This window comes from Nocardia sp. NPDC004068, assembly GCF_042874315.1.
In the GTDB taxonomy this organism is placed as follows: Bacteria; Actinomycetota; Actinomycetes; order Mycobacteriales; family Mycobacteriaceae; genus Nocardia.
Map to the genome: position 1 here is coordinate 57,021 of NZ_JBIAMW010000019.1, position 23,820 is coordinate 80,840.

General features: G+C 70.1%; 23 protein-coding genes. 15 read left to right on the top strand and 8 right to left on the bottom strand.

What is annotated here, in order from left to right; genetic code table 11:
* Positions 1–16: 16 nt before the first annotated feature.
* The 3 genes from ACFYTQ_RS33565 to ACFYTQ_RS33575 all read right to left on the bottom strand — a co-directional run bounded on the left by ACFYTQ_RS33565 (position 17) and on the right by ACFYTQ_RS33575 (position 2,060).
* Complete coding sequence (locus ACFYTQ_RS33565) at positions 17–334, bottom strand: hypothetical protein (RefSeq protein ID WP_387369601.1); 318 nt, start codon at positions 332–334, stop codon at positions 17–19.
* Positions 331–1,491, bottom strand: coding sequence for a sensor histidine kinase (locus ACFYTQ_RS33570; protein WP_387369603.1), 1,161 nt, complete (start codon positions 1,489–1,491; stop codon positions 331–333). Before ACFYTQ_RS33570 ends, ACFYTQ_RS33565 begins: the two co-directional genes overlap by 4 nt.
* Positions 1,492–1,601: 110 nt before the next feature.
* A complete protein-coding gene (locus ACFYTQ_RS33575; protein WP_387369605.1) occupies positions 1,602–2,060 on the bottom strand; it encodes a MarR family winged helix-turn-helix transcriptional regulator in 459 nt (152 codons plus the stop codon).
* Positions 2,061–2,141: 81 nt separating this feature from the next.
* Here ACFYTQ_RS33575 and ACFYTQ_RS33580 point away from each other — a divergent pair, with 81 nt between their 5' ends.
* A complete protein-coding gene (locus tag ACFYTQ_RS33580) occupies positions 2,142–2,516 on the top strand; it encodes a cupin domain-containing protein (protein ID WP_387369607.1) in 375 nt (124 codons plus the stop codon).
* Positions 2,517–2,523: 7 nt separating this feature from the next.
* Here the strand turns inward: ACFYTQ_RS33580 and ACFYTQ_RS33585 are convergent, their stop codons facing one another.
* Positions 2,524–2,802, bottom strand: a complete 279-nt coding sequence (locus ACFYTQ_RS33585) for a hypothetical protein (RefSeq protein WP_387369609.1) — start codon at positions 2,800–2,802, stop codon at positions 2,524–2,526.
* 235 nt (positions 2,803–3,037) lie between these two features.
* On the opposite strand from ACFYTQ_RS33585, the gene ACFYTQ_RS33590 reads away from it, so the two are divergent.
* On the top strand, positions 3,038–3,982 hold the full coding sequence (locus ACFYTQ_RS33590; protein WP_387369611.1) for a hypothetical protein: 945 nt from the start codon (positions 3,038–3,040) through the stop codon (positions 3,980–3,982).
* Positions 3,983–4,025: 43 nt separating this feature from the next.
* On the opposite strand, the gene ACFYTQ_RS33595 is transcribed toward ACFYTQ_RS33590, so the two are convergent.
* Positions 4,026–4,709 (bottom strand): class I SAM-dependent methyltransferase, encoded by a 684-nt coding sequence (locus tag ACFYTQ_RS33595; protein WP_387369614.1) that lies wholly within the window; start codon positions 4,707–4,709, stop codon positions 4,026–4,028.
* 124 nt (positions 4,710–4,833) lie between these two features.
* Between ACFYTQ_RS33595 and ACFYTQ_RS33600 the strand changes: the two genes are divergently transcribed.
* Positions 4,834–5,064 carry a DUF2283 domain-containing protein gene (locus ACFYTQ_RS33600; protein WP_387369616.1) on the top strand — a complete coding sequence of 77 codons (231 nt, stop codon included), beginning with the start codon at positions 4,834–4,836 and terminating at the stop codon, positions 5,062–5,064.
* A gap of 24 nt (positions 5,065–5,088) precedes the next feature.
* On the opposite strand, the gene ACFYTQ_RS33605 is transcribed toward ACFYTQ_RS33600, so the two are convergent.
* Entirely contained in the window at positions 5,089–6,384 is a 1,296-nt protein-coding gene (locus ACFYTQ_RS33605; protein ID WP_387369618.1) for an MFS transporter, read from the bottom strand.
* A 107-nt stretch (positions 6,385–6,491) separates the two neighbouring features.
* Between ACFYTQ_RS33605 and ACFYTQ_RS33610 the strand changes: the two genes are divergently transcribed.
* Together ACFYTQ_RS33610 and ACFYTQ_RS33615 are read left to right on the top strand one after the other, a co-directional pair.
* Positions 6,492–7,283, top strand: a complete 792-nt coding sequence (locus tag ACFYTQ_RS33610) for an alpha/beta hydrolase family protein (protein WP_387369620.1) — start codon at positions 6,492–6,494, stop codon at positions 7,281–7,283.
* A gap of 83 nt (positions 7,284–7,366) precedes the next feature.
* The gene (locus ACFYTQ_RS33615; RefSeq protein WP_387369622.1) at positions 7,367–8,422 is read left to right on the top strand and encodes a dihydrodipicolinate reductase; all 1,056 of its coding nucleotides are present in this window, start codon (positions 7,367–7,369) and stop codon (positions 8,420–8,422) included.
* Positions 8,423–8,447: 25 nt separating this feature from the next.
* Here the strand turns inward: ACFYTQ_RS33615 and ACFYTQ_RS33620 are convergent, their stop codons facing one another.
* The gene (locus ACFYTQ_RS33620) at positions 8,448–9,839 is read right to left on the bottom strand and encodes an NAD(P)/FAD-dependent oxidoreductase (RefSeq protein WP_387369624.1); all 1,392 of its coding nucleotides are present in this window, start codon (positions 9,837–9,839) and stop codon (positions 8,448–8,450) included.
* On the bottom strand, positions 9,836–10,522 hold the full coding sequence (locus tag ACFYTQ_RS33625) for a transporter (protein ID WP_387369626.1): 687 nt from the start codon (positions 10,520–10,522) through the stop codon (positions 9,836–9,838). Before ACFYTQ_RS33625 ends, ACFYTQ_RS33620 begins: the two co-directional genes overlap by 4 nt.
* 272 nt (positions 10,523–10,794) lie before the next feature.
* Here ACFYTQ_RS33625 and ACFYTQ_RS33630 point away from each other — a divergent pair, with 272 nt between their 5' ends.
* The 10 genes from ACFYTQ_RS33630 to ACFYTQ_RS33675 are packed head-to-tail and all read left to right on the top strand — an operon-like array spanning position 10,795 to position 23,816.
* Positions 10,795–12,300, top strand: a complete 1,506-nt coding sequence (locus ACFYTQ_RS33630) for a flavin-containing monooxygenase (protein WP_387369628.1) — start codon at positions 10,795–10,797, stop codon at positions 12,298–12,300.
* Complete coding sequence (locus ACFYTQ_RS33635; RefSeq protein WP_387369630.1) at positions 12,293–13,192, top strand: alpha/beta fold hydrolase; 900 nt, start codon at positions 12,293–12,295, stop codon at positions 13,190–13,192. The genes ACFYTQ_RS33630 and ACFYTQ_RS33635 overlap by 8 nt, the downstream gene beginning before the upstream one ends.
* The gene (locus tag ACFYTQ_RS33640; protein ID WP_387369632.1) at positions 13,189–14,568 is read left to right on the top strand and encodes a flavin monoamine oxidase family protein; all 1,380 of its coding nucleotides are present in this window, start codon (positions 13,189–13,191) and stop codon (positions 14,566–14,568) included. Before ACFYTQ_RS33635 ends, ACFYTQ_RS33640 begins: the two co-directional genes overlap by 4 nt.
* Positions 14,565–15,956: an APC family permease gene (locus ACFYTQ_RS33645; protein ID WP_387369635.1), complete on the top strand. Its 1,392-nt coding sequence runs from the start codon at positions 14,565–14,567 to the stop codon at positions 15,954–15,956. The genes ACFYTQ_RS33640 and ACFYTQ_RS33645 overlap by 4 nt, the downstream gene beginning before the upstream one ends.
* 43 nt (positions 15,957–15,999) lie before the next feature.
* Complete coding sequence (locus ACFYTQ_RS33650) at positions 16,000–16,647, top strand: hypothetical protein (protein ID WP_387369637.1); 648 nt, start codon at positions 16,000–16,002, stop codon at positions 16,645–16,647.
* A complete protein-coding gene (locus tag ACFYTQ_RS33655) occupies positions 16,640–17,983 on the top strand; it encodes a glutamine synthetase family protein (protein ID WP_387369639.1) in 1,344 nt (447 codons plus the stop codon). Before ACFYTQ_RS33650 ends, ACFYTQ_RS33655 begins: the two co-directional genes overlap by 8 nt.
* Complete coding sequence (locus ACFYTQ_RS33660) at positions 17,980–18,747, top strand: gamma-glutamyl-gamma-aminobutyrate hydrolase family protein (protein WP_387369641.1); 768 nt, start codon at positions 17,980–17,982, stop codon at positions 18,745–18,747. Before ACFYTQ_RS33655 ends, ACFYTQ_RS33660 begins: the two co-directional genes overlap by 4 nt.
* Positions 18,737–21,238: an AMP-binding protein gene (locus ACFYTQ_RS33665; RefSeq protein WP_387369643.1), complete on the top strand. Its 2,502-nt coding sequence runs from the start codon at positions 18,737–18,739 to the stop codon at positions 21,236–21,238. The genes ACFYTQ_RS33660 and ACFYTQ_RS33665 overlap by 11 nt, the downstream gene beginning before the upstream one ends.
* On the top strand, positions 21,235–22,362 hold the full coding sequence (locus ACFYTQ_RS33670; RefSeq protein WP_387369645.1) for a Zn-dependent alcohol dehydrogenase: 1,128 nt from the start codon (positions 21,235–21,237) through the stop codon (positions 22,360–22,362). The genes ACFYTQ_RS33665 and ACFYTQ_RS33670 overlap by 4 nt, the downstream gene beginning before the upstream one ends.
* Complete coding sequence (locus tag ACFYTQ_RS33675) at positions 22,359–23,816, top strand: aldehyde dehydrogenase family protein (protein ID WP_387369647.1); 1,458 nt, start codon at positions 22,359–22,361, stop codon at positions 23,814–23,816. Before ACFYTQ_RS33670 ends, ACFYTQ_RS33675 begins: the two co-directional genes overlap by 4 nt.
* The last annotated feature ends 4 nt before the right edge of the window (positions 23,817–23,820 follow it).

Sequence of the window (23,820 nt, forward strand, 5' to 3'; positions counted from 1 at the left end):
TTCTTGGTGTCAAGAGTCAGCCCTGCCAGGGCCGGACCGGCGGCTTGACCCACAGGATCTTCTCGTCGAGGTGATCGCGTTGTGCCGCAGGGTGATTCGGATGCCGCGCGGCCCACGCGTCCTTCTCGTCGAGCAGTCGCGCGATCAACTGCCGGGTCTCCTCGCTGCCGGGCGGATTGGTGTCGGCGGCGCGGGCCAGTTTGCGCAGGGTCGCGGGGGCGAGTGCCAGCAGTTCGCCGCCGCTGATGCCGCGCTGCCAGGCGTAGGCGGCCAGGCGGCGCGCCTTCTCCGCGCGGCCCTTGGACGCGTGATCGTTGTGCGCGTAATCGGTCATCCCGGCACCTCCACCAGTACCGACCATCCTCGCCCGTCGTGTCCTGGTCCCGCCGACAGGCTGCCGCCGACCAGCGCGACACGCTCCTTCATCCCCGTCAGACCGTACCCGCTGCCGGAGTCGGGTGTGCGGTTGCGCGCCGCCGGATTGTGTACCGAAACCCGTACCCATTCCGTATCGAAACTGAGCACGACCGATACCGGCGCTCCCGGCGCGTGTTTGCTCGCATTGGCGAGGGCCTCCCGGGCGGCGCCCAGCACGGCCACCGCGGCCGTGGGGTCGACCGCCCGGACGGTTCCGGTCACCTGACGGTCGATCGTCATGTGGTGGTCGCGGCGGAACTCGTCGACCAGCCCGCGCACCGCCCCGTCCAGCGGCGGGGTGTCGTCGCGCAGCACCGTCGCCACCGCCCGCGCCTCGGCCGTGCTCTCGGCCGCCAGCCGCCGCGACCGCCGCACCCGCGCGAGCGCGCCGGGCAGATCGCTGTTCTCGCTCAACAGCCCTTCGGCGAGATCGAGCTGAACCGCAAGCGCCCCAAGGGAATTGGTGAGCACCTCGTGCATCTCCCGCGCGGTCTTCGTCCGCTCGTCGAATCCGGCGGCTCGGGTCCGCTCCTGCCGAGTGCGCGCGATCTGCTCCCGCAGCGATGCCGTCGCGCGCGCCCGGAACCGATACTGTCGCCGATACAGTCCCAGCAACGTCACCGCGCACAGCACGACCAGCGCGGTGATCAACGCGTCGGCGGGCCGGTGGGCCAGCGTCGCACTCGCCGCCAGCACCGCGCCGTCGGCCGCGGCCACGGTCACGATGATCGATCCGTTCACGCGGAGCTGCTGGCTCAGCAGGCCGATCGCCACGCAGGTCGTGACGAAGGCGGCCGCGTCCGTCGCCGGACCCGCGGCCGCCGCGGCGACGAAGGCGCCACCGGCCAACGCGCCCACCGCGATTCGCGGATGGCGGCGATCGAGTACCGAGAACGTCACCACCCCCGCGCACGCCACGCCCACCGCCGCCCACAGCCACACCGGGACGCGCCCGTGGTGGTTGTACAGCAGATTCACCCCCAGCGCCGCGCAGACGACGAACCGGGCGAGCGGACTCTCCGCCGGGTCGTCGCCGATCAGTCGCCGCCCGATGGTGCGCAGCCGCTCCCGCATGGTCCTCCTCGCCCGAGTCCTGATACCCGGCGCCCGTGCCGCCGGGGCGACATCACCGATGTCCGCATTGCTGCCGGGCATTCTCGTCCCCCCGGCCGCATCGCGCAGGACTACCAGCTCGACGGCCGCACCCGGCCGGGCCGGACCACCCGCGCCAGGCCGTCGCGCACCTCGGAAAGCGTTGCGGCGCCCAAGGTTTCGGCCCATGTGCGGTTGAACGCCGCCAGCGCCGCGTCGGCCGCCCGGGTCACCGCCCAGCCGCGGTCGGTCAGGGTGATCAGCCGGGCGCGCGCGTCGCGCGGGTGCGGATTGCGCTGGGCGTACCCCTTGCTCACGAGTTCCTCGACCAACTGGCTCGCCGCCTGCTTGGTGACGCCGAGATGTGCGGCGAGCTCGCCCACGGTCGCGCCGTCGGGGGCCATGCGCACGAAGGCGAATCCGTGACTGGGCCGGATGTCGGCGAAGCCGGCCGCCACCACGCCCGCGTGCACGGCGTCGGTGACCTCCGCGGCGGCGGCCAGCAGCAGCAGGGGCAGATCCGGGGCGGGTACGGGAGCGCGGCGGGACATGGATGCATCTTGGCACTTGACGGAATGGGCAAGCTGCTTGACTATATAGACAAGAAGCTTGTCCAATTGAAAGGCGATCAGATGCCCGTGATCCGCGCCGACCAGGCCGAGGTCCACTCGATGCACAACGTCCGCTTCCACTCGCTCATCCGACCCGCCACCGGCAGCGCCGAGATCTGCCAATGGCGGCTCGAGATCGGTGCCGAGACGGTGGGTCAGCCGCATCGGGTCCTGCGCGAGGAGACCTTCATAATGCTCAGCGGCACAGCGATTCTCACCATCGACGATGAATCCGTCACCCTCGGTCCCGGGGACGCCGCGGTGGCCCCCGCCGAATCCACCATCCGCCTGGACAATTCGTCCGACGCGCCCGCGACCCTGCTGGTGACGGTGCCCGTCGGCTTCCGCGCCGAACTCGCCGACGGCACGGTCTTCACCCCGCCGTGGGTCGGCTGAGCCGGGCTCAGACCCGTCGGGGGAACCGGGCCGCGAGCAGTTCCGCCAGCTCCCGCGCGACGGTTTCGTTCGCCGGGTCGTCGGCGAGGGCGCGGGCCAGCCGCTGGACGCGCTGGGTGTAGCCGCCGCGCGCGGCGATCGACGCGAATTCCGCCTGTAGGCAGGCGGCGGCGGGACGATTGCCCGCCGCGCGCAGATCGGCGATCCGCTCGACGACGGCGTCGACGCCGAAGGTTTCGACTATGTGCCGCAACCCGTATCGAGTAGGGGGTTCGAGGGTCCGCATATGCGGAACGTTGGTTGTCGTGGGATGTCGTCGCAGGTAGCGCACATTCATCACTGGTGATCCCTCCCGTCACACAGGCCGAAAGCTCCCCTGGGGGTACGCACTTCCGGGCGTGGGAATCGCTCACCAGCCGGCGCGTATCGATCCTAACAGCCGGTCGCGGGGCGAACTGCGGTGCGGCGATGCGCATTTGAGTCCTTCTGGGCCGTCGGCGACACGACTACCCTGTCTGGATATGCAGTTGCCGCGCTGTTGGTTCGGCGTCGACGTCCTGGCCTCGCTGTCCCGGGAGAAGGTCATCATCCACTCCGCCGACGGGCAACGGGTGGCCCGGCCGCTTCGTCGTGTCGCGAACCGGTTGGGGTTCGACCGGCAGGGGGAGGAGCTGTTCGGCGCGGTGGTGCAGGACGTGCTGGCGGGTCCGCCGGTGGACGCGGTGCGGTCCGAGGGCGGGCTGTGCTGCCACACCCACTGGGTCACCGCGCCGGACGGGACGGCGGTGGGCCTGGTCATCTGGCTGGCCGCCCCGCCGGTGGGGGTACGGCCGGTCTACAACTCGTGGATCCTCGATGTGCACAAGGCCGCGACCCGCAGCGGCGGGGACGATCTCAGCCTCATCGGCACCGATCGCCGCGTCGGCGAGGAGCGCGCGATCCGAGATCTGTTGCGGCACATGAATCCCGAGGACGCGGGCGAGTTCGTCTCGCTGCACTACGACGCGCAGACCGGGAGGGAGGGCACGTTCGCCGAGGCGTTCTGGTCGGTTCGGCCGGACGATCGGTGGGTTCATTTCTGGTCCACGGCCTTCCTGCTCGGCACGGCCGATGAGCGCGGGTCGACGGTCTACGGGCTGACCGCGCAGCTGCGGGACCGGCGGATCGATACGCGGCTGGGGACGCTCGTGCGGTACACCAATGCCACGTTGCTGATGGTCGACGCGCGGACGCGGGTGGCGATCACGGCCACCGGGGATCTCGCGCCGGAATTCGAGGACGAGCGGTTGCTCACCCAGGTGTTGCAGCAGATCGATACCGATCGGGTGTTGGCGGCGTCGCCGGATTCGACTGTGGAACAGACGGTTTCGGTGGATGGGGAGCGGTTCCGGGCGGCGGTGTTCTCGGTGACGAGCGCGCAGAAGGAGTCCGGGGCTCCGGTGGCGGTTCTGCTCGTGCCGTTGTGATTCGCTTCGGGCGCAAGGGTTTTCGCCGTCTCGGTGGGCTGGGTCACTCGGCGCGGCGCGGCTCGCGGGCGGTCCACAGGGCCATGGCGCCGATGGTGTCGACGTGGACCGCCCCGAACGCTCGCTCCAGGGCCGCGACCAGCCCGTCGCGATCGTCGTCGCGATTGTGGAACGCGCCGCGTTTGTTGAACGCGTCGGAGACGGCGCGGCTGAGCCGGGTGTGCGGGACGCCGTGGGAGAGCACGGTCGCACCGAAGAACACCCCGTCGTCGGTGGTCGCGTTCGCGATGTGGCGGAACGCGATTCCCTTGTCCGCCCAGGTCCCGGGCACGCAGTGCAGCAGTAGGCTGGCCGCGACGGACCCGTACCGCCGGTCCACCGGCAGCGGCCGCAGCACGCTCCCGGTGCGCAGGACCGGCTCGATGTCCCGCCGCCGCAGCCGCCGGGCGGCCATGCCGAGCGAGTGCGGATTCAGATCGACCAGGGTGACCTGCGGCCGCCGCGCCGGATAGGTGGCGTGCGCGAGCAACCAGCCCGATCCGGGGCCGATGTCGAGGTGATCCGCGGCGACGTTGCCGTCGTACAGTTTGCGCAGATGGGTTGTCGGGCAACGCCATACGACCGAGTTGTTGAATCCGAGCACCCAAAGGTCGTACAGCCGAAGCAAAGTCGGCGAATACGGCTCCGCCCCGTCCAGCTCGGCCTGGCTGATCTCGTTCGATTCCATGACCCCGACTCCCTCTGGTCAAGCTCCGAACCGGCTCTCTCACAAGACTTCCGCCAGCACACGGGGTTGCTCGCCGAGCGCTGCGTGGTGAGCATAGCGGATTCCGGTGGGTTAGCGTGGGGTAGTGGACGCACGGTCGTGGACGTGGGACAAGCGGGCCGACGCGGCGTATCTCGCGTTCGGGGACGGCCCGCGGCGGGTCGCGCGTACGGTTCCGGTACGGGACGGGGAGACGGTCGTGGCCGCGCTGGATTTCGGCGCGGACGGCGCGCTGCTGGGCATCGAATTGCTGAACGCGGAGGTGCAACTCAGTGCCGCCATGAAGGCCGTGGCGGAGATCATCTCCGGGCCCTGAACGGTCGCGTACCGCGGCGGTCGGTCATCGGGGCGGTGGGGCCGGAGGCGGGGGTGGCTCGGGCGTTTTTGGATGCGAACGTCGGTGGGTGACAAGGGCCGGGTTGCCCGTGCCCTTCGTGAGGTACGCCGCGGCGGCGCACAGAGCCAAGATCACATAGCACGACGCTGTCACCACGATGACAGCGTGATCGGACCACGCCGTGGACAGCGCGACACCCGCCGCGATTCCGGCCAGGGCGAGCCCTTCCATTCCGGTGCTGGCGATGGACATCACGCGCGAGATCTCCGGGCGGGCGGTCGCGGTTTGCAGGGTGCCGAAGACGGCGGCGACGAGCAGGGTGCCCGCGGAGGCGGACAGTACCTCGAAGAGGATGACGAGCGGATACACGAGCCGATGGAGCTGTCCGGCCGAAAGCAGACAGACGGTCGACACGGCGGAGAGTCCGCTCGACGCGGCGATGAGGGGCCACATTCCGAGCCATCGCAGGATCCGATGCGCGAGCAGACCGCCGACGATGCCGCCGACCGCGCCGAAGGCGAGCAGGACCCCTACGAGCGCGGGCGCCACGTGCAGATCGCGGATCAGATACACCAGCGTCACCGGGGCGAGGAGGCTTCCGACCACGCCGGACAGCCACAGCAGCCACACGTCTCGTCGGCGCGCGACGGTCAGAACGAGGGTCGTGGTCGGGACGATGCGGACCGGTTCCGAAACTCGTTCGGCGACAGTCGTTTCGGCGTCGACGAAGCGTAGTGGCCACAGCAACGCGGCCGAGAGCAGGTTCAATGCCGCGTCGACCAGCAAAATCGCCGGTGCCGGAACAAGTCTCGTCAGGGCGGGACCGGCGGAACTGCCGACGATGTCCGCGGCGCTGCTCATGCTGTTGAGCGCGCCCACCGCTCGGGTGCGTCGCCGCGGGGGCACCACGCTGTTGAGCGTCGAGTGACCGCAGCTCGCCACCAGCGTCTTCGTCGACACGACCACCACCACCGACGCCAGAAGCGTGGGCAGGGTGAGCGTTCGGGACCACCACAGCAACGGGATCAGGCACGCGGACGCCGCCGCGAGGATCTGAGCGAGAGCCTGGACGGTGATGTGCCGCTTCCGGCTGTCGACCCAGGACGCGAGCGGGATTCGGGTGACCAGGCCGACGGTGAGCATCGTGGCTGTCACGGCGCCCACCGCCGACGTGTCGCCGTGCAGGGTGACCACCACGATCAGCGGAAGGACGGCCTCGGCCACCGAACCGCCGGTCAGGGCCAGTCCGCGTGAGACGAGGTAGGTTCGGGCTGCCGATGGGGTCTCGGTAGTGGTCATGGGAGTCGATCCGTTGGTAGAGGGACCATTGGAACACGAGGTGCGGCGATTTCGCTTGTGGCGTAACCGGGTCCGGGCCTCGGCTCGCACCTCCTACCGTGGGCGGTATGACCGCACCGATCATCGGTACCGCCGCGGGCGTGCCGTTCACCGCGTTGCCGCCCGTGGGTGGGGGTGTCGCGCCGTTGGTTGTCAGTTGGCACATGCTTGATGCGCCGCGGTCGGATGGGGCGTTCGCGGCGGCGTTGCCGATGAATGGGTTGGCTGCTTGGCGGGTGCATTTGGGGATGCCCATGTGTGGGGCGCGGATGGTGGATGGGCGGGTCGATGCGGTGGTCGCGTTGGCTCGGGAGGATCCGTTGTTGGCGTATTTGGCGCCGTTCGTGCGGCAGGCGAGTGCGGAGTTTCCGGCGGCGTTGGCGGAGATTCGGGAGCGGTTTCCGGTGGGGGACGGGCCGATCGGGGTGCTCGGGGGGTCGTTGGGTGGGGCGGTGGCGCTGCGGGTGTTGGTGGAGTCTCCGGTCGCGGTTTTCGCGGGGGCGGTGGTGAATGCGGCGATTCGGATGCGGTCGGTGGTGGATCTGTTTCCGGGGCCGTATCCGTATGACGCGGAGTCCGAGGCGGTTGTCGAGGGGTTGGATTTCGTTGCGCGGGCGGGGGATATCGGGGTGCCGTTGTTGATCGTCAGTGGGGAGCGGGATCATTCGGCGTTGCGGGCGGACGCGGTGGAGCTGGCGCGGGCGTTGGGGGATCGGGCCGAGTTGCTGTCGGTGCCCGGGTTGGCGCATCCGCTCGCCGACGAGCCGGGTATCGAGCCCGCGCCGCAGCTGCCGGTGGCTCGGGCGGTGGACGCGGGGTTGACCGCGTGGTTCGGCCGTCATCTTCCGAAAGTGGAATAGCTGATTGCCAGGGCCGTGGGCCCGTTGCGAGACTCGGCGGCGGTGAGGGAGCGGCTCTCATCGGTGCTTTCGAGGAGGCCCCTATGTTGCGGGTTGTCCAGTGGGCCACGGGCGGCGTGGGTAAGGCCGCGATCGAGGCGGTGCTCGCGCATCCCGAACTCGAGCTCGTCGGGTGTTATGTGTATTCCGAGGACAAGAGCGGCAAGGATGTCGGCGAGATTCTGGGTGGCGCGCCGCTGGGTGTGGTCGCCACCAATGACGTCGAGGCGATTCTCGCGCTCGACGCGGACGCGGTGGTCTACGCGCCGTTGATTCCGAACGCGCGCGAGGTGGCGCGGATTCTGCGGTCGGGTAAGAACGTCGTCACGCCGGTGGGGTGGTTCTATCCGAGTGAGCGGGACGCGAAACTGGCGCGGGCATGCGTCGACGGCGGTGTCACCCTGCACGGCATCGGGATCAATCCGGGCGGGACGACCGATGTGCATCCGCTGGTGTTGTCGGCGATGTCGTCGTCGGTGACTTTCGTTCGGTCCGAGGAGTTTTCGGATATGCGGACCTATGACGCTCCCGATGTGTTGCGTTCGGTGATGGGGTTCGGGGGGACGCCGGAGCAGGCGCGGGAGTCGCCGATGCTGGGGTTGTTGAGCGGTGGGTTCACGCAGTCCGCCCGAATGTGTTTGGACGCTTTGGGTTTCGCGGAGGCGGAGATTCGGACGTCACACGAGATCGGGGTGGCGACCGGTCCGATCGACTCGCCGCTGGGGGTGCTCGAGGCCGGGCAGGTCGCCGCGCAGCGGTTCGTGTGGGATGCGGTGGTGGGGGATCGGGTGGTGGTGCGGATCGCGGTGAATTGGCTTATGGGAGAGGAGAATTTGGAATCGGGGTGGGGGTTCGGGGCGGAGGGGGAGCGGTACGAGATCGAGATCAAGGGGGATCCGGATACGTTCGTGGTGATTCGGGGGTGGCAGCCGACGTCTGTGGCGGAGGGGTTGCGGCGGAATCCGGGGATTGTGGCTACGGCTAATCATTGTGTGAACTCGATTCCGTATGTGTGTGCGGCGGGGGTGGGGATCAAGTCGGGGGTGGATCTGCCGTTGGTTGCTGGGCGGGCGCATCCGGAGTTGGCGCGGGGGGACTGAATTCGTGGATCGGCGGAATGGGCGGTCAGTCGGGCCGGGTGACCGAAACCGGCATCGGTGAGCCACCCAGGGTAAAACCCTTGCGGGCGTTGCGTTTGCTGCCGTTGATCATGTCGTTGAATCTGTCGAGGGTCCAGGCCGCGCGGAGGCCGAGGGGGCCCATGAGTAGGGGGACTGTGTGGCCGAATTTGGGGTTGGCGGTCCAGATGGTGTGGAGGTCGGGTGGGGTGGTGGCGGTGGCTATTCGGTCGGCTATGAGGGAGCCGATGTAGGGGGCTTGGGCTAGGCCGTGGCCGTTGCAGGGGAGGGAGTAGTAGATGGTGTCGTCGAGGGTTCCGGCTAGGGGGAGCCAGGTGGGGGTGATTCCGATCCAGCCGCCCCAGGCTTGGGCTATCGGGATGTCGGCGAGGGGTGGGAAGCGGTGGGCGAGGGTGGTGGCGAGTTCGGTGACCACGGTGGGGTTGGGGCTGCGGGCGGGGAGGGGGTAGGTGGGGGCTCGTTCGATTCGGCGGACGCCGGCGACGAGGGTGTTTCTGCTGGTGAGGCGGTAGTTCTCCATGATGTTGTGTTGGGTGACGAGGCCGGATCGGCTGGTCCAGGCGAGGGCGGCGAGGCGGTCCGGGGGGATGGGGGCGGTTTCGATTTCGGTCACCCACATGGGGGAGGAGAGGCGTTCGGGGGTGATGTCCCATTCGCCTGCGTAGGCGTTCGTGGCGAGGACCGCTTTTTCGGCTCGGATCACGCCGTGGGGGGTCGCGAGGGTGACGCCGCCGGTGCATGTGGCGATGTCGAGGACCTTGGACTGTTCGAAGACGCGCACGGGTGAGGCGAGGACCGCGGCGCGCAGGCCGCGCAGGAGTTTGCCGGGGTTGAGGATGCCGCCGTGGATTTCGCGCATGCCGCCGAGGAAGCCGGGTGGGATGCCCAGGTCGTGGGCCGTGCCCTCCTCGACGTGGGCGCCGGCTCGGCGGAGGATCTTCGCGATGCGGCGGGTTCGGGCCAGTTGGCCGCGGGAGACGGCGGCGAAGACATTGCCGGTGGGCTCGTAGTCGCAGTCGATGTCGAGGCGATCGATGAGGGCCTCGACGTGGGCGGCGGCGTTCTCGGTGAGGCGGATGAGGGCGGGCATGCGCTTGCGGTACAGCAGGTTCAGCAGCTGGATGTCGCCGCCGGGCGCGCTGGCGAGTTGACCGGCGTTGCGGGAGCCGGAGCCGTGGCCGCAGAAGTCCGATTCCAGCAGGACGGTGTCGATGCCGTGGTCGGCGAGCCGGAGTGCGGTCGCCATGCCCGCGAGGCCGCCGCCGATGACGGCGACGGAGCAGGTGAGGTTCTCCGTCAGCGGGGGTCGGAGGTCGGTGGGGGGATCGATCCAGCCGGTGAAGGTGGTGTAGGTCGTGTTCTCCGTGGTGGTGGTCATGCGATTTCGGCTCCTCGTACGGGGGCGACCGCGTCGGCCCGGGCGGGGTGGGCGGCGAAGGCCACGTACGAGCGGTAGATGACGAGCATGGACAGGCCCCAGGTGAAGAGGGCGAGGATGTAGAACAGGGTGTGGTTGGCGTCCTCGCCGGGGATGCGCCAGAAGTCGTAGATCGAGGCGACGACCACGTTCAGGGCGGTCGCGACGGTCACCCACGCGGCATGGGCGCGCTCGCCGACCTCCCACAGACGCCATGCGAAATAGCACAGGAATCCGGACGTCGCGAGTGCGGTGATCAGGAAGAACACCTTGCCGGGAGTGCCGATCTCCGGCGCGAATTCCGACAGGACGAAACCGAGGACCGCGGCCAGGGCGAAGGCGCCGACCTCGACCCGGGTCGTGGGCCGGTAGCCGTGGGTGCGGACCAGAAGGCCGAGGACCAGGATCAGCGTGAATCCGATCGAGCGCGAGAACGCGTCCAGGAAGAAGGCGATGTGGTACATCGGGGAATCGGTTCCGGCCTTGGTGACCCCGTAGATCAGGAAATTGGTTCCCGATACGCCCATGATGATCCATTCCAGGCCGATCAGATGATTGTGGTGGGCCCGAATGAATTTCACGCCGCAGACGAATCCGATGGTGATCATCCAGATGTCCGCCGCGGCGAAGAGTACGTCGCGCATGGCAGCGCCTTCCTCGAGTGTGACCGTGATCTCGTGCGGATCCCACAGTCGCGCGCTCGGGCGGCGGCCGCTACGTCGAGGTGCAACAAGTTGGCGCGGGGACTGCGACACATTGCACCATGACGCCGTGTGATCCAGGCCGCAGCGGCTCCGGCGGTGCAGTCTGCACCACACTGGCGCCGAAAATGGGGCAGTGCGGCGTAGCACGCGGGCCGCTGGTGCGCGCACCATGGTTGCTCACATCGCAGTGATCACCACCGAAAGGCCCCACGATGAACGCATCGCAAAGATCCGAGGAATTCGACATCGTCGTCATCGGTGCCGGTATTTCCGGCATCGGCGCCGCGCGCTATATCGTCGAGGCGTTTCCCGACAAGCGGGTCGTCGTGCTCGAAAGCCGGGACAATATCGGGGGCACCTGGGATCTGTTCAAATATCCCGGTATTCGTTCCGATTCCGATCTGCACACCTTCGGCTACGAATTCAAGCCGTGGACGGACCGCGCGGCCATCGCGGAGGGGCCCAAGATTCTCAACTATCTGCGGGAGACGATCGAGGAGAACGACCTGGGCAGGCTCATCCGGCTCGGGCATACCGTGCGGCGCGCCGAATGGTCGAGCGCCGACGCGCGCTGGACGATCGATGTGCGCACCGCGGAGGGGGACCGGCGTATCACCGCCGGTTGGATATTCGCGGGCACCGGATATTACCGCTATGACGAGGGCTACTCCCCGCATTTCGAGGGGCGCGAGGATTTCGCGGGCGATGTCATCCATCCGCAGCACTGGCCCGAGGGCTACGACTACGCGGGCAAGCGGGTCGTCGTGATCGGGAGCGGGGCGACGGCGGTGACGTTGATTCCGTCGATGCTGGTCGGTGAGGGGGCCGCGGCCCATGTGACCATGTTGCAGCGCACGCCCAGCTATGTGTTGCCCTGGCCGAAGGTCGATTCGCTCGCGCTGCTGTTCAACCGGGTCCTCGGGGCTCGTCGCGGTTACGCGGTGACGCGGTTCGTCAATATCTGGATCGATCGCGGCGTGGTCAAGTCGTTGCGGGCATTTCCGCGTCTGGGGCGGGCGGTCATTCGGCGGGTCAACAGGATGTCGTTGCCCAAGGGATACGACGTGGACACCCATTTCAATCCGCCGTACGACCCGTGGGATCAGCGCTTGTGTCTGTCTCCGGACGGTGACTTCTTCGCCGCGCTGAGCGACGGGGGCGCCTCGATCGTCACCGACCGGATCGCGCGATTCACCGAGACGGGGATTCAGCTGGAGTCGGGTAAGCACCTCGACGCCGACGTGATCATCACCGCGACCGGACTCAACGTTCGCGTGCTGGGCGGGATCGATGTGGTGGTCGACGGTGTGCCGGTGAACCTCGCCGACTGCGTCACCTATCGCGGCACCCTGCTGTCAGGGATTCCCAACCTCGCCATCGCGATCGGGTACACGACCTCGTCGTGGACGCTGAAGATCGGCATTCTGTGCCGTTACTTCTGCGATCTGGTTCGGCATATGGACGCCTTCGGGTACGACAGCGTGGTCGTCGAGGCAGATCCGACGATGCCGACGCGGCCGGTCATGGATTTGAGCTCGGGTTACGCGCAACGGGCCCGCGACACCACGCCGAAGCAGGGCACGGGTCTGTGGCAGATGTCGATGTCGTATCCGCAGGACGCCAAGCTGTTGCGCGGTCCGCTGCTGGACGACGCGCTGCGGTTCGGTTCCACCACCGACGACACCGCCCCGGCAGCGCGGGAGGCGGTCCGTGCCTGAGCACACCGGGGACCGGTTCGTCACACTTCCCGGCGGCACGCGGGTCTGTTATCGGATCGATGGCGAGTCCGACGCCCCGCCGGTGCTGCTCATCGCCGGGCTCGCCGAGGACTTGACCGCGTGGTCCGGGCGGTTCGTCGCCGCTCTCGTCGCGGCCGGATTTCCGGTGATCCGCATGGACAATCGGGACTGCGGCCGGTCCAGCTACGCGACCACGCCGCCGCCGGGCACGCTCCGGCAGCTGCTCGCCCGGCCGCGCCGGGACGCGTACACGCTGGCCGATATGGCGGCCGATGCCGCGCAGCTGATCGAGCACCTCGGCCGGGGTCCGGCGCATCTCGTCGGGCGCTCGATGGGCGGGATGATCGCGCAGACCGTCGCCGCCCGGCATCCCGCGTGCGCGGCGTCGCTGACCTCGCTGTTCTCCACCACGGGTGACACGAAGGTCGGGCAACCGGCCCTGTCGACCATGGCGTTGATCGCCGCGCCGCCGCCGCGCAACCGGGTACAGGCCGTGCGCGCGCATCTGCGCATCACGGCGCACCTCGCGGGCACCGGATTCCCGATCGACGAGGTCGAGGAGGCGGGCCACGCCGTGGAGACGTGGAACCGTACGGCCGGGGACGGGGCGGCGGGGACCGCTCGGCAGATCCAGGCCATTCAGGCGTCGGGGGACCGGACGGCCGAGATCGCGCGTATCACCGCGCCGACCCTGGTGATCAACGGTGATCGCGATTTGCTCGTCGCGCCGTCGGGGGGTGCCGCCACCGCGGCCGCGATCGTGGGCGCGCGGCACATCGTCATTCCCGGTATGGGACACCACCTTCCCGACGCGCTCGCGCCGCGCGTCGCCGATCACGTCGTCGAGCATCTCGAAAAGGCAACTTTATGAACGGGTTTCGCAGCACCGACGTCGTCGTCATCGGCGCCGGGATCTCCGGATTGACCGCGGCGCGGCGGCTGGCGCAGGCCGGGCGGTCGGTCGTGGTTCTCGAGGCCGGTGATCGGGTCGGGGGCCGCACGATGAATCTCGACGTCGCCGACGGTGTGGTGACCGAGGGCGGCGGGCAGTGGGTCGGGCCGGGGCAGGACCGGGTGCTCGCGCTGCTCGGTGAGCTGGGGTTGCGCACGTTCGAGACCTATGTGGACGGGAAGTCGATCTATCACCGGCGCGGGCGCTCCAAGCGGTACGACGGCACGATCCCGCCGCTGAGCCCGCTCGCGCTCGCGGATTTCGCCCAGTTGCAGCTGCGGCTGGAACGGATGGCGAGGACCGTGCCGCTGGACGCCCCGTGGACCGCGCGTCGCGCCCGGACCTGGGACGCCACGACCTTCGGCCACTGGCTCGACGCCAACGCGATGACCGCGGAGGCCCGGGAGATGTTCGCGATCGGCTTCTCGGTGACCAACTCCGAGGATCCGCACTCCACATCGCTATTGGTGCAGCTGGCGCGGATCCGGGGGTCCGGGGGGATCGATCACATCGTCAATGTCACCGGTGGGGCGCAGGAGTCGCGGGTGGTCGGGGGCACGGTCCGGATCGCGGAACGGCTGGCCGAGGAGTTGGGGGAGGCGGTGTTGCTCGACTCGCCCGTGTTCGAGATCGCGCAGGACGCCGACGGGGTCACGGTCCGGTCGGCGCGGAGGGATGTGCGCGCGGATCGGGTGATCGTCGCGATGTCACCGGCCGATGCCGCCCGGATCCGCGTCGCGCCCGGTCTGCCCGCGGGCCGCGCGATGGTGCAGCGGCGCTGGAGCAGCGGTGTGGAGAGCAAGCTGTTCGCCGTCTACGAGCGCCCGTTCTGGCGGGAAGAGGGGTTGAGCGGGCAGGCGGTCACGGATCTGCCGGTGGCCCGGTACGTCGTCGACAATTCGCCGCCGGATGGGGGTGTCGGGATTCTGTTGACCTTCCTCGGTACCGCGCACGCGGGATTCGGCGAACGCTGGCCGGACGGGATTCTCGACGATCCCGCCGCGCGGCGCTCCGCCTTCCTCGCCGACCTGACCGTGCTTTTCGGCGAACGGGCGGCGAATCCTGTCGCGTACCTGGAGAAGGACTGGACGCACGAGGCGTGGATCAGCGGCTGCGTCGGCTCCCGGCCGCCGGGATCGCTGACCCAGTACACGGACGCGGATCGTCGCCCGGTCGGGCGGATCCACTGGGCGGGGACGGAGACCGCGACGGTCAATCAGGGTTACCTCGACGGGGCCGTCCGTGCCGCGGAGCGGGCCGTCGACGAGGTGCTGAACCGCGGGGCGGGGTCGTGACCGGGCTGGATCGGACGCTCGGCGTCCCGCAGATCGTCTTCATGGTGGTGGCGATGGCCGCGCCGCTGACGGTGTTCGCCGGGCTCATCCCGTTGATGCTCGGCTCGGGGAACGGTGTCGCGACGCCGATCGATTTCGTGATCGTCGGGGTGGTGCTCGTGCTGTTCACCGTCGGGTACGCCGCGATGACGCCCGAGGTGCGCAACGCGGGGGCCTTCTATTCCTATGTGCAGCGCGGCCTCGGCACCGGCGCGGGACTGAGTGCCGCGACGCTCGCCCTGGTCACGTATTCGCTGCTCATGGTGGCCGTGTCCGCCTATCTCGGGGCCGCCGCGCGGACCGTGGTCGAGACCTTCTCCGGTGTGTCGGTGCCGTGGTGGTGTCTCGCCGCGGTCGGGCTCGGGATCGTCGGTTACCTGGGGTACCGCAATGTCGAGGTCAGCGCGCGGGTGCTCGGGGCGCTGCTGGTCGCGGAGATCGGGATCGTGGGCGTCGTCGATCTCGCCATCGTGTTGCGCGGCGGCGATCACGGGCTGTCGGCGTACCCGCTGACCTGGGACGCGTTCACCAGCGGCGCGCCCGGAACTGGGGTCATGTTCGCCGTGTTCGGTTTCGTGGGGTTCGAGGCCACCGCCGTGTTCCGCTCCGAGGCCGTGCGGCCCGACCGGACCATTCCGCGGGCCACCTACCTGGCGGTCGTGCTGATCGGCGGGATCTACGCGTTCTCGTCGTGGGCCATGGTCAACGGACTCGGCGTCGAGCGCGCGGCCGAGTCGGCGGCGAACGATCCCGAGGGGCTCGCGGCCGGGCTCGCCACCCGCTATGTGTCGCCGGTGGCGCACGACGTCATGCAGGTGCTGCTCGTCACGAGCTTCTTCGCGTGCGTGCTCACCGTGCACAACGTGGTGGCCCGGTACCTGTTCACGCTCGGCCGTCAGGGTGCTCTTCCGGTCGCGCTCGGGGCGGTGCATCCCGCGCATCGGTCGCCGCACCGGGCCTCGCTGGTGGTCTCCGGGGTGATCGCCGCCCTGCTCGCGGCCACGGCGGTCGCGGGGCTCGAACCCGTTGTGGAGATCTACGCCTGGTTCGGCGGGGCCGGAACCCTCGGGCTGATCGTGTTGCTGGTGCTGACCTCCGCCGCGAGCCTCGTGCATCTGCGCAGGGTGCGCACGGCGAGCGTGTGGACGGGTGCCGTCGCTCCCGCGCTCGCGCTCGTCGCGCTCGGGACGATCCTCGTGCTCGTCGTGGGCAACTTCGAGCTCCTGGTGGGGTCGCGCATCGGAGCGGATGTGTTCCTCGCAGTCCTCGTCGCGGCGGGGGTCGGCGGCCTCGCGTGGGCGGTGGTGTTGCAGCGGCGGCGGCCGGAGGTTTACGCCGCACTCGAATAATCCGGCGCGCCAACAGGATTCGCCGCCGAAGAAAGGTACGACATTGACGGAAAGCCCGACGATCTCACCGGTGACGCAGGGCGTGCCGGTTCGGATCGATGACGATGCCACGCCTGTGGTCCGGCTGCTCGGCCGGACGCTGCGGGACGCGGTGCGGATCGGTCACGCGCCCGAGGTGCTCGGTCGCGGGAGCGGGACGGTCGCCGTTCTCTCGCACGACACTCCGCAGGCCGCCACGGTCACGTTCACCGAGGGTGCCGTGTCCGTGACCGGTGGTGTGTTCGCGCCGACCGACGCGACGCTGGTCGTGGACCTCGAGGCCCGCTTCGCGCCGACGCGGGAGCCGGACGGTGACGCGGATATCGCCGCCGGGGCGTTGCGCGCGCTGCGGCCCCCGCTGCCCTCGTGGCGTGTGGCCGCCGAACGGTTCTGGGATGTGACCCGCGAGATCCGGGGCATCCCGGACGTTCTCGTCGCGGTCGCGCTCGGACCGGACGGCCCGGAGGAGGCCCGGTTCGGCGCGGGTGAGAACACGTACCGCATGGTCGGTACGCCCCACGCGCTGGCGGGCGTGTTCACCGGCACGGACTACTTCCTCACCGCCCTGGATGCCGGTCTGCGGGTCCAGGGGACGCTCTCGCAGATGTCGGTCATGACGGCCGCCTCGTGGAAGGTTCGATTCGATGTCTGAGCGGGCGATACCCACGAAGGCGATCCGCCTGGAGGCCACCGGCCACGACGGGAGTTTCCTGGGCAAGACCATCACGCCCGCGAAGTTCGCCTCCGGCCGGGAGTCGGGCTTCGCCTTCGCCGACATCCTGTTCGCGATCGACCTGGGCCAGGGGTTGGTATTCGGCGACGCCTTCCCCGATTGGCGCGGCAATCTCTACGACATCGCGATGATCCCCGATATGGACACGTTGGTGGAGTGGCGTCCCGGCCTCGACGCCGTCATCGGCGACTACTGGCTCCGGGACGGGCGCCCGGTGCCGATCTGCCCGCGGAACATGGTGCGCGGGCAGATCGAGCGGCTGCGGGGGCTCGGCTACACGGCCACGGTCGCGGTGGAGATCGAGACGACGCTGTTCGAGGAGTCCGTTCAGCAGGCGCGGGCCCGCGGCTACCGCGATCTCACCCCGCTCGGCGGGGACACCGGCGCGACCTACCACCTGGCCCGGTCCAAGGACTGGGTGGACTACATGGACGCGGTCACCGACCGGCTCGACGACCTCGGCATTCTCTGGGAGGCGTGGACCGACGAGGCCGCCGCCGGGCAGACCGAGTTGAATCTCGCGCCCACCGATCCGGTGAACCTCGGCGACTCGTGGGTGCGCACCAAACAGGTGATGCGTGAGGTCGCCTTCGAGCAGGACCGCTCGGTGACGTTCATGGCCAAGCCGACCGCCGGATTCGGGCAGGGCTCGCACATCAACCTCTCCCTGCACCGGGACGGGGAGAATCAGTTCTTCGCCCCCGACGGGCCGTCCGAGGTGATGCTGCGGGCCGTCGGCGGGCTGCTGGCCACGATGGCGGGAAACACGCTGTTGGCGCTACCGCAGATCACCTCGTATCGGCGTCTGGTCGATATCAGCGGACCGCCGACCACCATCAGTTGGGGCGTCAACAACAAGACCGCGGCGGTGCGGGCCATCGTCGGGCACCCCAAGTACTCGCGGCTGGAATACCGGCTGCCCGGATCGGACGTCAACCCGTACTACGCGCTGGCCGGTGTGCTGGCCGGGGTCGTGGCCGGAATCGAACGTCGAATGCAGGCCCCGCCGCAGGTCGACGACATGGCGTGGTGCCTGCCCGACGACAGCGGGGTCGCGCGGATCCCGGACTCGATCACGAAGGCCATCGCGGCGCTGGATCGCGACGAGGTGCTCCGCGAATACCTGGGCGACGAGTTCGTGGACTTCTGGGTGGCCTCGCGCCGGTGGGAGTGGATGGAGTTCCACACCAAGGGCGGGGATCCGTACGCCGAACTCTCCGCGTGGGAGTCCCGTCGCTACTTCGAGTTCCCATGAGCCGCAAGCCATTGATCGGGATCACCGGACGCCGGTTCCGGCTGGGGCTGATCGCGGGGGCGGACGACCGGTACGGCGAGGCGTGCACGGACTCGTTCATGTCCGACTTCGCTACGCGTATCGCGCGAGCGGGCGGCGTGCCGGTGCATCTGCCCTATGACGCGGATCCGCGGGAGGTGTGCGGGTGGCTGTCCGGGGTGGTGATCTCCGGCGGCCAGGATGTGCACCCGGCTCGGTGGGGCGGCGATACGTCCGTGGTCCGGGACGTCGACCCCCGGCGGGATACCCACGCGCACGATCCCCAACGGGACGACTACGAGTTCGCCCTGGTTCGGGCCGCCCTCGACCGCGGCATTCCCGTACTGGGGGTGTGCCGGGGGATGCAACTGCTCAATGTGGCATTGGGCGGGACGCTCGTCGCGGATCTGCCGCCCGGCCCGGTGCCGCATCTGTCGCCGCTGGCCGCGCCCACCGACGGCGACGCCGGGCACCGCGTGCGGTTCGAGCCCGGTTCGACGGCCGCGCGGATCTTCGGCGACAGCGCCGTCACCAACTCGTGGCATCACCAGGCCGTCGACCGCTGCGGTGCGGGGCTCGTGGTCACCGGTCGCACACCCGACGGGGTGGTGGAGGTCGTGGAAACACCGGGCGCGCCGGTTCTCGGGGTGCAGTGGCACCCCGAGTGGATGGAACGGGACGATCCGGCCCTGACCTGGATCGTCGACGAATCGAGCAGACGGCGGGAGGCCGAGAATGACCACTGACACCGACCGGATACGCACGGTTACGGGCCTGCTGGCCGACCGTGCCGCCCGCACGCCGCGCGCCGAGTTGCTGCGCTTCGGCGACGAGTCGAGGACCTACGAGCAGGTTGTCGCCGCGTCGGCGCGGCTGGCGCACCGGTTGCGCGAGGCCGAGGGCGTGGCACCGGGCGATCGCGTCGCGATCATGTTGCCGAATGTGGTGTGGTGGCCGCTCACCTGGTTCGCGGTGCTCGCGGCGGGCGCGGTCACCGTGCCCGTGAACTCGGCGTATCGCGCGGCCGATCTGGCGTTCGTGCTGCGCGACTCCGGCGCGCGGGTGATCGTCACCGACGCCGAGCATCTGCCGCTGGTTCGTGAGGTGGTGTCCGAGGACAGCGCTCTCGCGGGCCTCCGCGTCGTCGATGTCGGCGACGGTGCCGACGCGGGCTTCCCGGCCACCGCCCCCGAGGTCGCCATCACCCCGGACACCCTGGCCAACCTGCAATACACCTCGGGCACAACGGGATTCCCGAAGGCGTGCATGTTGACCCACGACTACTGGACGCACATCGCGTGGCACTGCGCCGAAGCCACCGGACTCGGCGACTGCGATGTGCTGCTCACCGCGCAGCCGTTCTCCTATATGGACCCGCAGTGGAATACGGTGCTCGCCCTGACCGTCGGCGCGCCGCTGGTGGTGCTGCCGCGGTTCTCGGCGTCCGGATTCATGGCCGATGTGCGCCGCCACCGGGTGACCTTCTGCTACGTGCTCGGATCGATGCCCACCCTGCTGTTCAAGCAGCCGCCCACCCCCGCCGACCGGGACAACCACCTGCGCGTGGTGCTCTGCTCCGCGATTCCCCCGGCCCTGCACGCCCGGCTCGAGGACCGTTGGGGCGCGCCCTGGCGCGAGGTCTACGGCATGACCGAGAGCGGGATCGACCTGATCAGCCCGCTGGACGACACCGCGTGCGTCGGGACCGGCGGCCTCGGGCGGCCCGTGCCGACCAAGCGGGTCAGGATCGTGGACGCCGACGGCGTCGAGGTGCCCGCGGGCACCCCGGGCGAGCTGACCGTGTCCGGCGCGCCGATGATGCTCGGTTACTGGAACCGGCCCGAGGAGACCGCGCGGACGCTGCGGGACGGCTGGTTGCACACCGGCGATCTCGCGGTCGCCGACGAGCGCGGCGAGATCCGCCTGGTGGGGCGCATGAAGGATATGGTGCGCCGGGGTGGGGAGAATGTCGCCAGCGCCGAGGTGGAGGCCGCGCTGGAATCCGACGACGCCGTCGTCGCGGCCGCGGTCGTCGCCGAGCCCGATGCGGTGCTCGGCGAGGAGGTGAAGGCATTCGTCCAGCTCGCGGCGGGCGGCACCGGAGACCGGGCGACGGCCGAGGCGATCATCGGCCGGGTCGCGGAGCGGCTCGCGCCGTTCAAGGTGCCGCGCTACGTCGAATTCGTCGCGGACTTCCCCCGCACCCCGTCCGAGCGGGTTGCCAAGCCCGCGCTGAAGGCACGCGCGGCCGAGAACCCTGGCACCACCTTCGACCTGCGCGCACGCGAACGATCCTCCCCGGGGCCAGCGCCGGACGAGCGCGAACGACCCTCCCGGGGACCAGCCTCGGACGAGCGCGAACGACCTTCCCCGGGACCAGCCTCGGACGAGCGCGAACGACCCTCCTCGGGACCAGCGCCGGACGAGCGCGAACCACTCTCCCCGGGACCAGCGCCGGACGCGGCCGAACTCGTGCGCGTCGAGGTGATCCGCGAGACCGCCGTCATCACCCTGTGCCGCCCGGCGAAACTCAACGCGCTCACGGTCGGGATGCGCCTGCGCCTGGCCGCGCTCATCCGCGAGTACGGCACCGGCGAGCGGGCCCGGGGCATCGTGCTCACGGGCACGGGCCGGGCATTCAGCGCGGGCGAGGACCTCGGCGCGCCGCCGACCACGTTCGCCGAGATGCGGGAGACCTTCGAGAGCTTCCACGACGTCACCCGCGCGGTGATCCAGACCCGGGTCCCCGTGGTCGCGGCGATCAACGGCATCGCGGTCGGCGGCGCCTCGGAGATCACGCTGTGCTGTGACGCGCGCCTGGGCACGCCGGACACCACGTTCTTCCAGCCGGAGAACGCGCGCGGCCTCACCATCTCCAACGCGTCCAGCCTGCTGCTGCCCCGGATCGTGCGCACGCACGCCATGCGGATGGTCCTGGGCTCGGAGCGCATCGCCGCCGAGGAGGCGCTGCGGATCGGTCTGCTCGATCACATCGTCGAGCCGGACGAGTTGGTGGACCGCGCGATCGACACCGTCCACGCCTGGACCCCCGAGGGCGGCAACAACACCGCCCTGCACCTCGCGCTGCTGCGGCCCTCGTCGGTGGAGATCGAACGCGCCTTCGCGCTGGAGGACGCCGCCGCCGACGCGTCGTGGCACAGCGGCGCGCTGACCGCGGGCATCCAGGGCTTCTGGAACGCCAGGAAGTCCGCCACGACGACCGGAGAGAACCGATGATCACCACCCGCGCGGCCGTGCTCACGACCGTGGGCCAACCGCTGCACCTGACCCAGATCCACGTCGACGACCCCGAACCGCACGAGGTGCGGATCGCCGTCACGCACGTCGGGCTGTGCCACAGCGACCTGCACTACATGACCGGCACCGTCGCCATCGAACCGCCGGTGGTCGTCGGACACGAGGTCGCCGGGATCGTCGAGGCCGTCGGCGCGGCCGTCACCGACCTGCGGCCGGGCGATCATGTCACCGGCGCGCTCACCCCCTCGTGCGGCGCGTGCGCGAACTGCGACGCGGGCCGTTCGACCCAGTGCCAGCGGCTCGCCGAGATCCGCCGCCGCCCCCGGCCCGCGTACACTTTGCCCGACGGGACGCCGGTCGCCCGGCTCGGCGACGTGGGGGCGTTCTCCGAACACATCCTGTTGCGCGCGAACGCCGTCGTGCCGCTGCCCGACGACGTGCCCACCCGGGTCGGCTGTCTCTTGTCGTGCTGCGTCGTCACCGGGGTCGGGGCGGTGTTCCGCGGGGCGCGGGTCCGGCCCGGGGCCACGGTGGCGGTGATCGGCTGCGGTGGCGTCGGCTCGGCCGTCATCCAGGGCGCGCGGCTCGCGGGCGCGTCGGCGATCGTCGCGATCGATCTGGACGAGGAGCGGTTGCGCGCCGCGCGCGGCTACGGCGCGACCCACACCCTGAACGGCGGCGCCGACGACCTGGCCGCCGAGGTGCGCGCCCTGCTGGGCGACGGCGTCGACTACTCCTTCGAGGCCGTCGGGTCCGCCCGCACCGCGGCCGCCGCGCTCGACGTGGTCCGCCCCACCGGCACGGCCTGCCTTGTCGGCATCGCCCCCGAGGGCACCCGGCTGACCCTCCCCGCGGCCGACTTCTTCTTCGGCGAGAAGCGCCTGATCGGCTCGTACATGGGCTCGGGGCAGGCGCGCGCGGACATCGCCCAGTTCGCCCGGCTCTACCGGCACGGTCGGCTGCTGCTCGACGAGATGGTCACCGAGGTCATCGACTTCGAGCGGATCAACGACGGCTTCGAGGCCATGAAATCGGGCGATGTGACCCGCATCGTCGTCGCCATGCCGGCCGCGTCCGGCCGCCCCGAGGAGGAGACCCGATGACCACCCCGACCCTCCCGCGGCCGGTGAACTACATCGCGGGGGAGTGGGTGCCGTGCGCCCCGCTCGACGCGTGGAATCTCGACCCGAACACGGGCGAGCCGATCCACCGCACGGCGACCACGCCACCCGCCGACCTCGAACGCGCCCTCCGGCACGCCCAACACGCCTACGAGACGCAGCGCTGGGCCGACGACGACTTCCGCCGCGAGCGGGCCGAGGCGCTCGACCGGGCCGCGGCGAATGTCGAGCGACGGCTCGAGGAGATCGCCCGCACCGACGCGCTCACCAGCGGCACGGCGATCACCGCCACCCGCACCCTCGCCGCGTTCCTCCCGCCCCGGATCCGGGCCGCCGCCGCGGAGGCCCGCGCGATCCCCCGTGTCGCCCCGCTCGCCGCGGGCGGGCGCGACGTCCGGCTGTATCGGGTGCCGTGGGGACCCGCCGCGATCCTCACGCCGTGGAACGGCCCCAGCTTCATCCCGGCGGCGAAGGTCGCCAGCGCGGTGGCGTCGGGATGCCCGGTGCTGCTCAAGCCGTCCGAGCACGCCCCCGCCAGCGCGCAGGTGATCGTGGAGTGTTTCGTCGCGGCCGGACTGCCCGAGGGCGCGCTGCAACTCGTGCACGGCGCGGGCGAGATCGGTGCGGCACTCACCGGCGACCCCCGGATCCGGGTGGTGTCCTTCACCGGCGGTCCCGGCGCCGGGCGCGCGATCGCTCGCGCCGCGGCCGAGGACTTCAAGGTCCTCCAGCTCGAACTCGGCGGCAACAACCCCGTGCTCGTGCTCGACGACGCCGACCTCGACGTGACCGCCGACGGCATCCTCACCGGCATGACGAACCTGAACGGCCAGTGGTGTGAGGGCCCGGGCAAGGTCCTGGCACCGCATCGCCTGGTGGATCCCCTGCGCGAGGCCCTCGCCGAGCGCATCGCGCGACTGCGGATCGGGCACTCGCTCGACCCGCAGACCGACATCGGCCCGATCGCCAACGAACCGCACTACCGCACCCTGACCCAGCGGATCGAGGACCTGCGCGGACTCGGCGCCGAGATCGACCAACCCGGGCAACTGCCCGACCTGCCCGGCTTCTTCCTGTCGCCCACGATCGCCACCGGCTCCGACCCGGACCGCACGACCGCCGAACTGTTCGGACCGGTCGTCTCCGTGCACGGCGTGGACTCCGACGAGGACGCGCTGCGCGCCGCCAACGCGCACCCCTCGGGCCTGGACGCCTACGTGTTCGGCGCCGACACCGACCGCGCGATCGCGATCGGCGCCCGCCTCCGATCCGGCGAGGTGCGGGTCAATGGCGCGAAGATCGCCGACCTCGGCGACGACTCCGCCCAGAGTTTCTGGGATTCGTCCGGCATCGGCGGGCACGGACCCGCGGAATCGGTACGGGTATTCTGCGGAGATCGGGTCGTCGGGGTCGACTCGCCGGACCTGCCCTTGTGATCGA

Coding starts and splice junctions, on each gene's coding strand:
- ACFYTQ_RS33580 (WP_387369607.1), top strand. CDS start 2,142: ATGCCCGTGATCCGCGCCGACCAGGCCGAGGTCCACTCGATGCACAAC.
- ACFYTQ_RS33595 (WP_387369614.1), bottom strand. CDS start 4,709: ATGGAATCGAACGAGATCAGCCAGGCCGAGCTGGACGGGGCGGAGCCG.
- ACFYTQ_RS33620 (WP_387369624.1), bottom strand. CDS start 9,839: ATGACCACCACCACGGAGAACACGACCTACACCACCTTCACCGGCTGG.
- ACFYTQ_RS33625 (WP_387369626.1), bottom strand. CDS start 10,522: ATGCGCGACGTACTCTTCGCCGCGGCGGACATCTGGATGATCACCATC.
- ACFYTQ_RS33675 (WP_387369647.1), top strand. CDS start 22,359: ATGACCACCCCGACCCTCCCGCGGCCGGTGAACTACATCGCGGGGGAG.
- ACFYTQ_RS33605 (WP_387369618.1), bottom strand. CDS start 6,384: ATGACCACTACCGAGACCCCATCGGCAGCCCGAACCTACCTCGTCTCA.
- ACFYTQ_RS33670 (WP_387369645.1), top strand. CDS start 21,235: ATGATCACCACCCGCGCGGCCGTGCTCACGACCGTGGGCCAACCGCTG.
- ACFYTQ_RS33585 (WP_387369609.1), bottom strand. CDS start 2,802: ATGCGGACCCTCGAACCCCCTACTCGATACGGGTTGCGGCACATAGTC.
- ACFYTQ_RS33640 (WP_387369632.1), top strand. CDS start 13,189: ATGAACGGGTTTCGCAGCACCGACGTCGTCGTCATCGGCGCCGGGATC.
- ACFYTQ_RS33665 (WP_387369643.1), top strand. CDS start 18,737: ATGACCACTGACACCGACCGGATACGCACGGTTACGGGCCTGCTGGCC.
- ACFYTQ_RS33570 (WP_387369603.1), bottom strand. CDS start 1,491: ATGCGGGAGCGGCTGCGCACCATCGGGCGGCGACTGATCGGCGACGAC.
- ACFYTQ_RS33590 (WP_387369611.1), top strand. CDS start 3,038: ATGCAGTTGCCGCGCTGTTGGTTCGGCGTCGACGTCCTGGCCTCGCTG.
- ACFYTQ_RS33655 (WP_387369639.1), top strand. CDS start 16,640: ATGTCTGAGCGGGCGATACCCACGAAGGCGATCCGCCTGGAGGCCACC.
- ACFYTQ_RS33630 (WP_387369628.1), top strand. CDS start 10,795: ATGAACGCATCGCAAAGATCCGAGGAATTCGACATCGTCGTCATCGGT.
- ACFYTQ_RS33610 (WP_387369620.1), top strand. CDS start 6,492: ATGACCGCACCGATCATCGGTACCGCCGCGGGCGTGCCGTTCACCGCG.
- ACFYTQ_RS33565 (WP_387369601.1), bottom strand. CDS start 334: ATGACCGATTACGCGCACAACGATCACGCGTCCAAGGGCCGCGCGGAG.
- ACFYTQ_RS33615 (WP_387369622.1), top strand. CDS start 7,367: ATGTTGCGGGTTGTCCAGTGGGCCACGGGCGGCGTGGGTAAGGCCGCG.
- ACFYTQ_RS33575 (WP_387369605.1), bottom strand. CDS start 2,060: ATGTCCCGCCGCGCTCCCGTACCCGCCCCGGATCTGCCCCTGCTGCTG.
- ACFYTQ_RS33660 (WP_387369641.1), top strand. CDS start 17,980: ATGAGCCGCAAGCCATTGATCGGGATCACCGGACGCCGGTTCCGGCTG.